This window comes from Thermococcus alcaliphilus (genome assembly GCF_024054535.1).
Lineage (GTDB): Archaea > Methanobacteriota_B > Thermococci > Thermococcales > Thermococcaceae > Thermococcus_A > Thermococcus_A alcaliphilus.
Map to the genome: position 1 here is coordinate 120,890 of NZ_JAMXLV010000022.1, position 13,862 is coordinate 134,751.

12 protein-coding genes are annotated in these 13,862 nt (G+C 40.9%); 1 reads left to right on the forward strand and 11 read right to left on the reverse strand.

Annotated features, from left to right (window positions below; translation table 11 throughout):
- The first annotated feature begins 48 nt into the window (after positions 1-48).
- On the forward strand, positions 49-336 hold the full coding sequence (locus NF859_RS08565; protein WP_252743860.1) for a hypothetical protein: 288 nt from the start codon (positions 49-51) through the stop codon (positions 334-336).
- On the opposite strand, the gene NF859_RS08570 is transcribed toward NF859_RS08565, so the two are convergent.
- From NF859_RS08570 to twy1, 11 genes are all read right to left on the reverse strand, one after another.
- Positions 261-1,046, reverse strand: coding sequence for a DUF2101 family protein (locus tag NF859_RS08570; protein WP_252743861.1), 786 nt, complete (start codon positions 1,044-1,046; stop codon positions 261-263). The two genes, NF859_RS08565 and NF859_RS08570, sit on opposite strands and share 76 nt — an antisense overlap.
- 10 nt (positions 1,047-1,056) lie before the next feature.
- Positions 1,057-3,561: a DUF2341 domain-containing protein gene (locus NF859_RS08575; RefSeq protein WP_252743862.1), complete on the reverse strand. Its 2,505-nt coding sequence runs from the start codon at positions 3,559-3,561 to the stop codon at positions 1,057-1,059.
- Positions 3,561-5,678, reverse strand: coding sequence for a TPM domain-containing protein (locus NF859_RS08580; RefSeq protein WP_252743863.1), 2,118 nt, complete (start codon positions 5,676-5,678; stop codon positions 3,561-3,563). Before NF859_RS08580 ends, NF859_RS08575 begins: the two co-directional genes overlap by 1 nt.
- Positions 5,675-7,150, reverse strand: a complete 1,476-nt coding sequence (locus NF859_RS08585) for a hypothetical protein (protein WP_252743864.1) — start codon at positions 7,148-7,150, stop codon at positions 5,675-5,677. Before NF859_RS08585 ends, NF859_RS08580 begins: the two co-directional genes overlap by 4 nt.
- A complete protein-coding gene (locus NF859_RS08590; protein ID WP_252743865.1) occupies positions 7,147-7,623 on the reverse strand; it encodes a hypothetical protein in 477 nt (158 codons plus the stop codon). The genes NF859_RS08585 and NF859_RS08590 overlap by 4 nt, the downstream gene beginning before the upstream one ends.
- Positions 7,592-8,026 carry a hypothetical protein gene (locus NF859_RS08595; RefSeq protein ID WP_252743866.1) on the reverse strand — a complete coding sequence of 145 codons (435 nt, stop codon included), beginning with the start codon at positions 8,024-8,026 and terminating at the stop codon, positions 7,592-7,594. Before NF859_RS08595 ends, NF859_RS08590 begins: the two co-directional genes overlap by 32 nt.
- A gap of 1 nt (position 8,027) precedes the next feature.
- Positions 8,028-8,633, reverse strand: a complete 606-nt coding sequence (locus tag NF859_RS08600) for a class III signal peptide-containing protein (protein ID WP_042701910.1) — start codon at positions 8,631-8,633, stop codon at positions 8,028-8,030.
- A 36-nt stretch (positions 8,634-8,669) separates the two neighbouring features.
- Positions 8,670-9,287, reverse strand: coding sequence for a hypothetical protein (locus NF859_RS08605; protein ID WP_252743867.1), 618 nt, complete (start codon positions 9,285-9,287; stop codon positions 8,670-8,672).
- Positions 9,271-10,374, reverse strand: coding sequence for an FtsZ/tubulin family protein (locus NF859_RS08610; RefSeq protein ID WP_252743868.1), 1,104 nt, complete (start codon positions 10,372-10,374; stop codon positions 9,271-9,273). The genes NF859_RS08605 and NF859_RS08610 overlap by 17 nt, the downstream gene beginning before the upstream one ends.
- A 7-nt stretch (positions 10,375-10,381) precedes the next feature.
- A complete protein-coding gene (locus NF859_RS08615; RefSeq protein WP_252743869.1) occupies positions 10,382-12,604 on the reverse strand; it encodes a prenyltransferase/squalene oxidase repeat-containing protein in 2,223 nt (740 codons plus the stop codon).
- 83 nt (positions 12,605-12,687) lie between these two features.
- Positions 12,688-13,665 carry a 4-demethylwyosine synthase TYW1 gene (gene twy1, locus NF859_RS08620; protein ID WP_252743885.1) on the reverse strand — a complete coding sequence of 326 codons (978 nt, stop codon included), beginning with the start codon at positions 13,663-13,665 and terminating at the stop codon, positions 12,688-12,690.
- Positions 13,666-13,862 lie beyond the last annotated feature (197 nt).

Genomic DNA, 13,862 nt, shown 5'->3' on the forward strand with positions numbered 1-13,862 from the left:
TTAAATTTCTTTATTTTTACTATATAAAAACGTAAAAGAGGGAGAAACATGGGGCATACCCTTTACTATCACATAAGGCTCAAGGAACCTGAAAAAGCCGCAAGGTTCATTGAAAGAGTATGCAAAGGACTTAGGTGGGATTTTGATACCAGAGAAGGAGAAATAATTGTGTTCCCTCCAGAAGAAAAAGTAGAGCCTCTTGTGATTAAAGATGGAAAGGGATTTGCGAAAACTTACAAAGAAGAACCCTACACAACGATTTATTTACTGCTACTGTTCTCACTCTCGGCCTTTGGCTCCGTTGATATTTCTGATGATGAGGACTTTGTTTTGTGAACCTCCAAGACCCTTTTTGGGATAGAGCTCCTGAATATCCTCTCCTCCACGAGGACTTTCACTATATCGCCTACTTCAACATCTTCCGCGCTTTCGACCCAGTACTTACCGGGCTTAACGTTGGCCCTTATGTCGTCGTGGACATCTATCCTTACAAGCTCGCCTTTGACTTCTTCTACAACCCCATAAGTCCAGTCTCTGGTGAACCTTGATTTATAGAGGTATCTAAACCCCAGCACAGCTATAAAGATAATCACCAGGTAGGCATAAAAATAGTAGACGTTCTTTGCGAGCTTTCTCACCAGGAGATATCCAAGAAAGGACAAAAAGCCGATTACCGTTAGTCCGTAATAAAAGAACCTGTATGGCTCAACTTCAATAAAGAATTCTCGATTTTTTAAAATGGTGTATCTCAGATAAGCGAAGTAGACAACAAAAAGCAGAGAAAGGTAAAGTTCATTTCCAAAGAGGACTAGGAGGAGAGATAATAGAAGATAGACAATAAAGGAAAGCTGAATGCTCAAGCTTAAGAGCTCATGAACCGTGAGTTCCCTCTTTATTAGCTTTCTGAGGAGTTTGAACTTGGGTGGGGTTTTTGATGGAGTGGGTTTGATTATTTCATTTAGGGTTCTTTTTGCCCACTTTGCTGATTTCACGGCAAAGGATTCAGCTGTTTCACCCACTTTGTAGAGGATTTCATCAAGGCTCATGATTTTCACCTCAACTACATGGATAGTTCACAAGCAGGTCACATGATGCCTCTTTGCCTAATATTGAAAGTGCTGTCTGATTGTCAAGGAAGAAGGGAATGAAAGACAAATCGACAGGAGGATTGAAAATGAAGTAGGGAGTGTCAAGTGTTCCATATGAAACCCCCCACATTCTGTAGCCATTCGTCTCATTCCCACTCCCAAAGTAATATTGAAGGAAATAGTAGTCAGCACTGCTCTGACCTTCTTTTAACGGTCTAGCCGTTAGGCCTGAAGTAAAGAGCGTATAGAGCTTGCTGTCAAAGGAATCGTGTGGAATCATGAAACTCACCAAACCAATTGGATAATGTTTATCTTCATAACTTATTCCAAGCTCATCTTGGGTTTTATTTGCCAGCTCTTCGTATTTTTCATGGTTGTCATAGCTTCCTTCAAGTCTCTCAAATATAGACCATCCGTCGTATATTCCAAAGTACCTCTGCTCCAAGAGGCAGTCGAGGAAAGGTTGGAGATCATAGGCTTTTGCGAGTATTTGAGAAGTTACTGCTGGGGGAGTGTAAGATTCAACATCACTTGAACTCAAGGATATCCCACTAAAGTTTGTGGAATCTTCAAGGGAGTCTCCATTTGTGTCTGGATATTTACGGATGAAGATGAAGTCATAGTATGTATCTCTACTGGGACTATCGCTATCAGTAACCAAATAGAGATAGTTTAATGGTTGAATAAATGTTCTTGAATACGTATCATCAGTATTCACTCTATAATCTGTCTCGTCTTTAAACTCTGCATCTGCAACAGTAGAACTTAATGGGACTATTATCGCCTCATAAATGTGATATGTGGTAACATCACTCCTCCCATCTACATCAGTCTCAAAACTCCACCAAGGTCTGTGGACTGCTAATCCATTCCCTCCCTGATAATCATCGGTAAACAACAACATGTAACCATCACTGTCTGTTATTCCCACTCCACTGTCCCAATCCCCATTTTTTTGTCCCTTCATCCTGAACCTTACACTGAAAGATCCACTATATCCAATTGAGTTTATAGTCCTAACAGCCTCTATACTGTCTCCTCCGTTTATTCTGAGCTCTCCATTGCTCTCGGTAGGACTTTGCTCTACCTGGATCCATTTATCATTCCAAGTTCCATCTTCAAAATCATCAAAGAATATAAACAGGCCATCTTCATAGTTGTATCCTTTAACCGGAGTTCCAGATCCAAAGTAAAGCGAATAAGTTTTTGATTGACCAGCGTTTATGGAATCTTTGATCCATATTAATGCTTCCTGGTTTGATGTATCCCAGTATTCAACCCAAAAAGGTATTCTGTTCCCATTTTCGTCGTAAAGATCTATAGCCACTTTGACCCGGTATATATCACTATTGCCGTCAGTTTGAGTGTTAGTAAATAGCTGTGTTAAAACACTGGAAGATAAACCCTTTATACTTGAGATTAATATAGGTATCTGATAGTTTGTTAAGTCAACCCCAACTTCGTTTGTTACAGTTATATTCAGCCTGTATTGAAGAGAAGTATTTTTCCAATCTCCTGTATTGGATTTTCCAAACACTAAAACCCCCGCATCGCTCTCATTGAATACATTCACCGGGGAGAGCGAGATTCCCCCTATAGTAGTGTTCACAATTATCGGGACGTTTGTTCCATTAAGAGAGCCATTTAAAAGCACGTAAGCAAGGGCACCATCTCCGGGATAAAAGTCGCCGAAGTAAATGTAATCTTTACTAACGCTTCTAGAGAATTCCCCAAGTACGTAAGGGTCATCACTGCTGCCATTTCCTTCGAGTACCTTTATTGGCTTTCCTATCAGCTCAGGATATGGGTAAAGGCAAGCCCTAATAGATCTCGAATATCTTCCTCCCGTCATTGGAGGGAATAGTGGATCCTCGAGGTTTCTAATGTCTATAAACGCATAAGTGTAGTTGCCGCTCTTTGGAATAGAGCCGTCGTAAACTATCTTGCCGTTAAAATCCCTCACCGTTATGTTAGGAATCTTTGCCTTTACGAAAATGGTGAAGGAATCAAGAACACCAACAGTAATGCTCATGTTGCTTAATATCTCCTCGTCGCTCTGCTCTATCAAAAATCCCTGCTCAAGGAGATAGTCTCTTGTTAAAGCAAGCCACCTTTCAATGGTCTGGTTTTGCATAATCTTCTCCAAATTCTCATAGCCAGAAAGTTCCTCACTGGTTCCAAATAGAATTAAATCTTTCAAGGTTTCGTTAGCCGTTTTCTGTTTTATAAATTCTCCAGTGACTGTAACGTAGTCTATGACAGCTATTAATGCTCGTTTTCCAGAAATCTCAAGTGCCCTTTGAAAGTCAGAGTCAAAGTAAGCAACTCCCCTGAAGCTCCTCTCTACAAGAACCCTCTCGTTCTGTGCCTGAAATATTTGAGAGGAAACATCCTCATAAGTCGCCAAAAGAAGTAGCATAGGGATGAGAAGAACTAAAACAGCAGAATTTAAAATAAAACCTCTCCTCTTCATCAGTCCTCCCTCCATACTCTCAGGGTAATTTGTACAGGCTCAAAAAGTCCCGGAATTTCTCCCATATCAACAAAAGAAATCCTAACCTCTTCTGAAAGATCAACATCTATCGGATTATTCTGAGAGCCGTCAAAGGGTGTCTTTCTCCATTCTCCTGGATTTGAGTCTCCTCTATAGTTGAGTTTATCGAAGAGTCTTAGAATTGCATCATCTACAGCGTAGCCTCCCCCTATATCAGGGTTGAGGTCGTCAATTGATATAGACTTGTATGGAGGATCTCCAACAAGTATATTCTTCTCCACAATTCCGGAAGAACCGTTGTAGTAGTAGGTCAAATTGTAGCCCTTATAAGTTGGGTAACCCTGGAGAAGGAAGGGGAAGACCTCTCCATAACCGGCATATCCTTGAATGAAGTATTTTATAATACCTCTCGTTTTACCTTCTCTAAATCCGTAATCAGAAGTATAACTTTGGGCAATAAACGTATTCAAGCTTCCAGGAACCATCATGGTTTCATTAAGCCTAGTATAAGCTATCCTGAAAAGGTATTTATCGATAGATCCATTGTAGATTGTGTAGCCGTTTTCAGTAAACTCCATAGTACCAATTGCATAAAAATTAAAGTTTATCCCAACCCATAAATCAGAATACCAGGGATCCGCATATGGTGGAAACGTATAACTTACCTGCATTTGAGAACATCTGTAGATACTACATGAAGAATAAACTACATCGTTGTAATCAATATAAATTGAAAGGGGAATAGAGTATAGGGTTATGAGGATTCTCGGGACGTAATCAATCTTTATCCACGAGTTTGGATACCCATAGAGCTTTCTCCGCCTTTCCCCCCCATAGTCTCGTCCTCCATACTCAAAAGTCAGTCCATCATCAGACAGGCGGGAGTCTAAGGCCAATATAAACGTGAAAGATGTTTTACTGAGATTGACATAGTCCATGCCCGCTTTAGTCTGAAGGGCATTTTTTATTTCATCATTTGTTATATCGATCTCATCCACCCCGTTTTCATTAACATCTTTCTCCAAAAGCTCCACAGTATTCGCTCCAAAAGAATAATACAGCTTTACTTTATCAACACCCTCTGTCTTCAAGTGAATGTTTATGTTTCTTATTTCGCCGGGCACAAAGAGGGTGTTGAAATAAGTTATTCCAGTGTAATCACTTTCCAAGTCATATAGCTTCACCAAGCCTGGATCTTCGACTGCAAGGGATGAACTTTGATATTTTAAATGAAGCGTTGTGCCACTACCAACTCCAAGCTCGTATCCACAAGGACCATTGCTATATACAATCTTTAACGGAGTGGATCCTGGGTTGATATAATCACTTATATCTATTAACTCATCACTAGACGAAGTTACAAAGGTGTTGTTTAGATACACATCCATATCTTGGGTTGTTCTTTTTACAAACCTCCCATCCGCAATTATGGATTTGGCATCTTCTGGTATAGTTATATTGGTCATGAGAGTGAATGTGTTGTAATGATAATAAGAACATGCTGCTGCTAGTGCTCTGTGGATTCCAATTAAGTCCTCCCTTATCAGCGTCGCTTTTGATAAATACGCCCTCGCCATATATCCCCTCGGCGTCTGGTTGTACTTGTATCCGCTCAAGGTGAGCGTTGCGGGAGAAACCTCAAAAGCCTTGGAGTAATTCCCACCGACCTTTCTAAGATAAGAGCTCGTGTAGTTGTTTATGAGCAGTTCGTAGTAATAGCCCTCGAGGGTCTTGTTCAAAAGGTATCCCAAAATTAGCTCCGCCTTATGGGTGAGGTTTTTCTCGGGGAAAAGATCTCTAGTTGCCCAGTAAGTGGCGATTATATCAAGGGGACTCATGTCCGGGTTCACAAGAGACTCATCGAGAGCACCACTGGTGCTCCAGTTTTCCAAAATCTCCGGAGAGACAAGCTCCTTGAGAGGAACATTTCTTAGGGTTGTGAGAACATCTTCAGCTTTGTACTTGCTCCCCTCTCTTAATGAACTCGTGTAAACATTTGTATTATCTATAATAGCAACCATACCACTAACAAACACCATAACCAAAATCAATGACAGCAGAGCATCAAGTGTGAAAACAAACCCTCTCCTCCTCATCTGTCATCCCACACGAGAAGTTTTATTATAGCGTCATCGAACTTGGGCTCGAGCATGTACCTTATCTCCGGAATAAACTCGATCTCAACCTCATTCCTTGACCAGCCCTCCAGTGAATAGAGCCATAAAAGGAGTATCTTGTTCTGAGTATCCGTCGATCCAAAGAGCTCTTTAAAGGGAACTGTTATTGTTCCATTGAAACCCTTGTATGACTTCAGCTTCGGGGTTTTGTTTCCGTTTTCGTATTCGTACCATACAAGCGTTGCGTTTAAATCGCTTTGATTCCCATAAACGAACAACCCCCTTATCTCGATGCCAAGCTGGCTTATTAAGGTGAGATTTCCATAGTTTGACGAGTTAACTTTGACCCTGACCACTTCCCCATCCATGACCTTGTACTTCATAAACCCGTAAACGAGAGGCTCTTCGTCTGAAGGTCCCGCTGAAAGATTGTATACTGGTCTTAAAAAGACAAAAGTCCTTTCAACAGGCTCAATCCAAGGTGATCTTTGCATAGATGCTTTTATCGTCGCTTCATCTTCTACAAAGGTCTTGTTTATGAATGCAATAGTGTAGAGAGATTCCCCCAAGTCATAAAAGTCTCTGGGGCGATTGTAGGCGGAGGTAAGGTCTGGGAAGGTGTTATCATATGAGGAAACTGTTATAATAACATTACCCTGTGTTCCTAGTTTGAGATCCAACCCAGGACAACTTCCACTCGGACTAAATTCTATTAAAAAGTTGCTCTGCTTTTCTTCTAGTCCAACATATATCTCTACAACAACAGGGGGATAAACAAGATAATCATGGAGGGGCTCACTGCCCCTTTTCCCTTCTATCACTACTGGTTCCTCCGTTATAAACATTACATAATCTCCTTGATCCAAGTCAATATTGTTTCCATTGTTAATACTACAAATTTCATTATTTTCATAAATCTTCCCGCCTTTGATAACACGTATGTAACTTACCCGAAATGTGGTATCCCCGGCTTCTGGTTTGTAAATATCAACTATTACCCCGAATGGAGGTGGAGTTGGATTTGCAAATGTTATATTGTTTATATAGACTCTCGGAAACCTTCCCTCTACATTTACATTGAACTTTGAGATATAAACTTCAAACATAAAGTCTTTTCCTCTCGCCAACTGGTCAAATATATCCGTTAAGTTCTCCTTTGACCTATTAAGAGCAAGTATCTTTTCATGATCCAAAGCGTAAGAGTAACCTTCATGCCTTAGTCCAATCATTTTAACACCGCTCACATTCTCCTCCCAATCCTCTGGATATCCGGGGTTTTTGGTCAAAACATCGAGCATGTTATTGGCTATGTTTGCCCTATCATACCAGTCCAAAAGGTTGGTTATCTCAGCCCTAATCATATCGTTCGTGTTCATCACTACCCCAACGACCATTACAACGATAACCAATGAAAGCAGGGCATCTATCGAAAGCAGCTGGCCTTTCCTCATCCTCTCTCCACCCTCACCTTTATCCTCACGACCTTTCCGCCATACTTTAGGCTTCCCGAGGAGTTTGTAAACCTAAAGCTCTGAAGTAAATCTTTCTCAATAAAGTCCTTTATCGTTTCATTTAAGTTAGCGATGCTTGCCACGGAGGAAAACGGGGTACTTATGGTTATGGTTATATTGACGTCGCTTCCACTTTCTTCGGATTCTAGGGTTTTGATTGCCAGGTGAGGATTCCCCTCAGCATTATGAATCTCCTCCATCACTGGATTTAGCAGAGTGTAGGGCTCCTCGTCGCTCATTACGCCCGTGTTTAGGTAGGTAATAGCCTTGGATGTTGAACTTCTAACAGCACTAACTATCGCCATGTTCGTACTGTTGTCTGTGTAGGATGGGATAATAAGGATTAATCCTATGAAAATGATCGAAAGGATAAACACCATCTCAATTGCCGTTTGAGCGCGTGATGTTCGCATAGAGCATATCACCTACTTTCACAGTTTTTATCCAAAATGTATCGTTGCTCTCAACAACTATCGATGCGTTAGCTATGGGAACTGTTGAGTTTTTAACAACCCAGTAGCTCTTTCCGCTTACCGTTACGTTTACTATTATTTTGTTTTCTGCTCCATTGAAGGTTATATTAAACTCTGCACCCTCTATTTGAGGCGGCTCTTCCTTAAGGCTGTAGCCTTCACCCACAGCATAGACTTTTGCGGTATGATCAACTATCTCAGCTGAGAATACTCTAACCTTTGCCATTACATCAAAGCTCTCAGCATGGGCTATTTCACTGTTTGAGAGATAAATGAGATTTAACATTGTTAAGGTTACCAGCACAAACGCAAAAAGCAAGTCCAAGCTTATCTGGGCCCTCATGCTAACCACCGAGGTTAAGGTTTATCTTGAGCTCTTCACTCGTGGAGTTAAACACCCAGGTCTCGTTCTTATCGGGATTCCACTCAACAATAATTCTCAATGTCGAGGGCAAATCCGTAGCGTTCACAAATACCCCTGCATAGTCTCCTATAGTATTGTTTGGAGCGTAAATTGAAGCATTGTTTGATAAATCAACGGCATAGAGGGATCTGCTCCAGAAGTAGTTTTTCTTTGCTGTGTCTGCCTCGTTTAAATTCACAACGGGATTATCACTATCCAAAATCACAACATAAGTTCCGTTTTTATACCCTATTAAAAGCTGCGGGGTCCCCTCCATAGAGAAGGCCTTCGTAAGGAAGTAGTCATCATTTAGATATTTGAACGTGAAGTACTCGGTAGCCTTCGCGCCAGGCCCTTGGGCGTAAACTTGAGAAATTGCATTGGAAATGGTGTTCGCGAACAGCTTTGCCTCCTCACTAACCTGAATTCTCAACATATCTGAAGACTGCTCACTTGAGAAAGTTATATTTCTAACCGAGAAGGTTAGAAGTACTACAAACAGCACGAAGATAAAAAGAAACTCAAGCGAAATTTGGCCTTTTTTCATATTTCTCACCACTCAGTAATAATAAATGCTGGCAAATTATTTAACACTTTCTTTATTCTCCCCTGTTACAACCGCAAAAACATTCCCCCCGAGCTTTTTAATTGAGACTCCAAAGTAGTCATTGTTGAAAATCTTAAACTTATACTGCTCTGCATTTAGCTTGTGCTTCTTTAAAAGCTCCTTCAGTTCATCAATGAAAAGCTGGGTGAGCTGGTAATAGCTTATATCTAAGGAGTGCTTTTTGTAGTCAATTAAGAACAGCACGAGCGGAAGGGCGCTTAGTGGTACAAGAAACCATGGCTCAGAGTAGAGTACTGTAAGACCAATTCCTAAAGCAATAAAAACACCAATAAGGATTAAACTGAGTTTAAAGGAGCTTTTAACTCTTTTCATATCTTTAACTTTGTTCTCCCAGATCGTTAGAAGAGAAGGGTTGTAGAAGTCAAATGCTGTGTGTCTCTTTCCCTTTGCTATCCTCTGTCTTATTAAGTCGTCCCAATCGTCTTCATAGTATATCACTTCTCCCCTGTTCTTTGCCCTCTCAGCGTCTATTGAGGAGATTATTCTTATCATGTCCTCTGCACTTTCCTTAGCTATGTGGGAGTAAACTTCCTTCTCATTGAGCTCTAAAGCTACTTCAACCGAGTCTTTCATCAACCTCACCCGGATAGATGTCATCAAAGTCCGGTAATCCGGTTAGAAGTTCTTTTTTCTTTGTTTCGGCTTCTTCTTTTGCTTTCATGAATGCATGGGCGTATTTTTTGGCAGTAACCACTATATCCTCTATGCTCTTGCTCTCGTATATACCGCTCAAAAGTGTCACAACTTCTATCTCCTTCTCTCTTGGATCTGGATAAAAGCCGCGGAAAATCTGTTTGCCTTTTATCTTTCTTGTGAGGTATTCAAGAGCCTCAAAGATGTCCTTTGCCTTTAGGAGCTCTGGTGGGCCATGGATGGCAACCAATCCATAAAGGGCCGACTCTATGTTGGCTTCAAGATAGAGTCCTTCATTTTCAAAGGATTTCAAAATCAGCCTGGAGATGTTTTTAACCTTATTCGCCTCGGCCTTTGCATAGCCTACTGTGGCAAAGCTTCCAAAGGCGTTGAGAACGAACTTTAAGTCACTTGCGTCAAGCGTCTGCTCACCTGGAACATCTATTAAAGCTAGGAGAGAGGCTATTCTCTCAACTATCGTGTAGTTTATCTTTTCATAAGCTTTGGATATATCCTCTGCACTTTCCTTCAGCTTGTTGTTGTCTATCGCTATTATCGAGTCAACTACCTTAGAGAGCTTGTCTATGGTTATTGCCGCGTTTATTGTAGGTCTTATGCCTTCTTCCTTCAGGGGCAGAGCGCCTATGGCAACTACAAGAGAATCGGGGTATTCTTCCTTTAGTGCCTCTGCTAAAACTGGGGATCCGCCTGCTCCAGTCCCTCCCCCAAAGCCAAATGTTAGAAAGAAGATATCAACGTCGCTGTAGCCGACCATGGAGCTTATTTTTTTCATCACTAATGGCAGATCCCTTTTAATAGCCTCTCTTCCCAGTACTGGATTGGCATTTACTCCTTTTCCACCAGTTAAACTTTCCCCAACGAGTATTCTCCTCTCCTCTGGAATGTGCTTTAAATACTCTAGATCGCTCTTGGAAGTGTTTATAGCCAGTGCCTCAAAATTAACCAAAGCGAATAGGTCAGCTATCTTTGTTCCACACTGGCCAACTCCAATGATTAAAGCCCTCACAGTAATTTCACCTCACGAATTCTCCCATTAATTCTGGAGTCCAAGAGGTACCATACTGATACCATACAACCACAGCAGGCCCTTTGAAATACTTAAACATACCTAAATCGAATATCTCTCTAACCACTCCAGAGTTCCCATCATAAAGAACAAAGAGTATGTAATTTTGTTCATGTTTTCCAGCCACTATTACCACTGAATCTTTAAGAGGATAATAATGCCCGTTTACAATTAGTTTGGAATTCTCTACTTCCATTGAGACTGCTGGATTATATTCACTTATATTAAAATCGTCTAAACCTCCTATAACCACATAGTTTGAGTTCTTAAATCCTTCAAACTCTGACAGTAGAAGTGTTTTATTAAGGTGTTTTTCTAGTGCGTTCCGGACAAACCTAGCAGTGTAGTACTTTCCGGAGGTATAAACAACTTTAAAGTCTTCTTTTTCCAAAACCCTGTTAACCCACCAGATATCTATCCCATACGTCGGGGTATAAAGAATATTCAATACAAGTGGAATTTCAACTAAGTTTCCTCTGCTTACTATCTCATTTCTGTGATCCATAACCCAACTAATGAACTCATCACGATAGTTATAGCCAAGAGAACTCAAAAGAGCAATTGCTCTGGCAGTTAAATCTGTTCTAGGTTCCCCTTCGTATATCAAAACATTATAGAAATACAACTCCTTTATATTGGCCCATCTTCCATCAGTTCTTCTTTGGTCTATTAACCACTCTACGTTGCGTTGTAACTCATCTTTGCTGGAAATGGGGAGTAATGCCTCAAGAACTTCAAGAGTTGTTTCTACTTCTGGAGTAACCATGTATGAGTAGTATTTTGTCTGAACATAAGTTCCCCATCCGCCTTTTGAGATTGAAAGTAACCATCTCTTAGCCTCTTGAATGTCTTGATCACTAGGAGACACACCTAGAGCTAAGAGGGCTTTTATTGCTAAAGCTGTATCTTTGGGTTGTGGACCTAGAACATTTCCCCATAACCCATCCTTAAGCTTTAGGCTTTTTATAATCTCTATATTTTCCTTTTTCTCATTTTCGTCAAGCATATTGAACCTAGCCAAGAGCAAAATATTATACACGTACCTTGGGGAAAGCTCCCTTTTCCTTAGAACCTCATTTTTGTTTGCTGATAATCTTTCTCCTGCCCATTCCAGAGCTTTGTCTACACCTTCACGAGAGAAACAGTATCCAATGTTTGAAAGAACATAATATGTTGCAATTTCATTTGATGGGTATCCCTCAAGATAGCTCCATCCTCCATCTGAATTTTGAGATGAAAGTATAACGGAGCATAACTCTCTAGAAAAACTCGTCAATGCTGGAGGTAGACCCAGTTCTGCATATCCAATATCCAATGTTGCCAAAGCCGAGGTCTTTATAACATCTCTCTCAACCAATGGCTCATGTTCATTTGCCCAATAAGTAAAACCATCTTCATTCTTCAAATTCTCAAGTTCGGCAAGAAGAACTGCTGTTCTAAAACTCAAGCCTTCATAGTTCAGTAGGGCATATGTAAGTAGAGCTTTTTCTTCTATAGTAATATCCTTGGAGTTGACGAGTTCCCACACCTTTTCTATTAATGAAGAGTCTATTTTATAACCAACGCTTTTATATGCAAGGATTTTTAAAGCCAGAGCTTTTCCCTCTCTCAATTCAGTCTTTTCGACACTTTCTACGAATTCAATTGCATTTTTTATGTTCTCATTTTCTGCAGAGTATCCATTCTCACCAAGTGCCCAGATAGCCATGATTGTTGGATAAAACTCAGGTAGTGTGTTTGGGACATATCCCCATCCATTCATACTGTAAGAATTCAATAAGAATCTTATTCCAGAGGTAATAGCCTTAGAGATATCCTTATATTGGGAGGTTCCTCTTTCGTATAATGAAATCGCTGATTTTAGAGCTATGATAGCATAGGACGTATCCACAACATTACTCGTACTCTTTTCATAATATCCCCATCCCCCGTCTTCATTTTGTCTATAAAGCAAAGAATATGCTAAGAAAGTGATATTATCAATGGTCACATTATTGGCTGTTCCATAGCTCATAGTCAAGGCAAGTAAAGACAAGCTTATTTCTTCCGTAGTCTCTGCATATCCTCCGCTCTGGAGAAGGAATCTAACTGATGAGTCCAAAATAGGCACTGCCCCAGCATAAGGAAGTATCATCATCACAACAAGCAAGACAGGAACAACTCTCTTCATTCTCGGCACCTCTAAACCAGCTTTTACCAATTACCTAATTAAGTATTACTCACTCAAAACAAATAAAGGTTGCGGAAGAAGAGCTAGTGTTTTATAAAGCGATCCTTTTTGCTGATGTCATTCCTCATTATCAAAACAACCCTGCTTGGGGGATACTCATCTTCTATGTGGTATCCTGGGAGGTATTTCACAAGTTCCTCGGCAAAGGCCTTTATGTCCTCATGGCTTGGCATGTTGTTGATCGTTAACCTGTTCCTTGAGAAGCCCACGAACATGTAAGCCTTAGCTTCGACGAACATTGGCTTAGCTTTCATTATGAGCTTTGCATAGCCCTCTGGATTGTGCATGTTTTCGCCCTTAACAAGGGTAAGCCTTATGACCGTCCTTATTGGAAGATCGCGCATAAGCTCAAGCGTTCTGTTTATCCTCTCCCATCCATCCGGAATCATTGGCACGTTTACCCTCTGGTAGGTTTCTTCATCTGGAGCCGTTAAAGAGACATAGAGCTGTGTGGGGAGTTTATTCTCCTTTATCATTTTCTCCAAAACCTCTGGCTCCGTGCCGTTGGTGACTATGAAGGTAGTAAACCCTCTTCTGTGGAACTCCTCGACGAGGTCTCCTATCATTGGGTAAAGCATGGGCTCACCGGATAGGCTTATTGCCGCATGTTTGGGTTCCATGGCCTCTTCAAGCTTTTTGACGTTTATCTGGTCTTTTATTCCCCAGTAGCCGCTTAAAAGTTTTCTTTGAGCTTCAATGCTCTTCTCAACTATGTAACTTGGCTCATCCCACGGCTGTGGAAGCTCAACTCCCAGAAAGCCTTCCATTGGGCGCCAGCAGAAGATACAGTTGTGCGTGCACCATGCCGTTACCGGAGTCATCTGCAAACAGCGGTGGGATTGGATTCCATAAAACTTCTGCTTGTAGCAAAAGCGATCGTGTTTTATACTCTCCTTTAACCAATGACAGAGCTTAACCGAACTGTGATGACCTATGAGAGCGTAATGTTGCTTTTTAAAAAGATTTGCAATCTCTTCAGGCATGTTTGGTTTTACATCCATTAGCCTCACCTAACTGTGCTTCAAGAGAGAGTTTAAAAATTTTTGCAACATATTTCACGATACTGTCAGGATAAGCAGTGAGGCGTCAGGTTTAAATCCCAGACACTACCACAGAAAAAGAAAGGGGGGAAACATGCAAGCTGAAACCATTATTCACTGGATGGTTTCAGCCTTAAAACCTTTTCGCCGAAACAAAA

What these genes read in the sequence shown, in the direction of transcription:
- NF859_RS08565 (WP_252743860.1), top strand. Translation starts at nt 49, where the DNA reads ATGGGGCATACCCTTTACTATCACATAAGGCTCAAGGAACCTGAAAAA.
- NF859_RS08570 (WP_252743861.1), bottom strand. Translation starts at nt 1,046, where the DNA reads ATGAGCCTTGATGAAATCCTCTACAAAGTGGGTGAAACAGCTGAATCC.
- NF859_RS08575 (WP_252743862.1), bottom strand. Translation starts at nt 3,561, where the DNA reads ATGAAGAGGAGAGGTTTTATTTTAAATTCTGCTGTTTTAGTTCTTCTC.
- NF859_RS08580 (WP_252743863.1), bottom strand. Translation starts at nt 5,678, where the DNA reads ATGAGGAGGAGAGGGTTTGTTTTCACACTTGATGCTCTGCTGTCATTG.
- NF859_RS08585 (WP_252743864.1), bottom strand. Translation starts at nt 7,150, where the DNA reads ATGAGGAAAGGCCAGCTGCTTTCGATAGATGCCCTGCTTTCATTGGTT.
- NF859_RS08590 (WP_252743865.1), bottom strand. Translation starts at nt 7,623, where the DNA reads ATGCGAACATCACGCGCTCAAACGGCAATTGAGATGGTGTTTATCCTT.
- NF859_RS08595 (WP_252743866.1), bottom strand. Translation starts at nt 8,026, where the DNA reads ATGAGGGCCCAGATAAGCTTGGACTTGCTTTTTGCGTTTGTGCTGGTA.
- NF859_RS08600 (WP_042701910.1), bottom strand. Translation starts at nt 8,633, where the DNA reads ATGAAAAAAGGCCAAATTTCGCTTGAGTTTCTTTTTATCTTCGTGCTG.
- NF859_RS08605 (WP_252743867.1), bottom strand. Translation starts at nt 9,287, where the DNA reads ATGAAAGACTCGGTTGAAGTAGCTTTAGAGCTCAATGAGAAGGAAGTT.
- NF859_RS08615 (WP_252743869.1), bottom strand. Translation starts at nt 12,604, where the DNA reads ATGAAGAGAGTTGTTCCTGTCTTGCTTGTTGTGATGATGATACTTCCT.
- twy1 (WP_252743885.1), bottom strand. Translation starts at nt 13,665, where the DNA reads ATGGATGTAAAACCAAACATGCCTGAAGAGATTGCAAATCTTTTTAAA.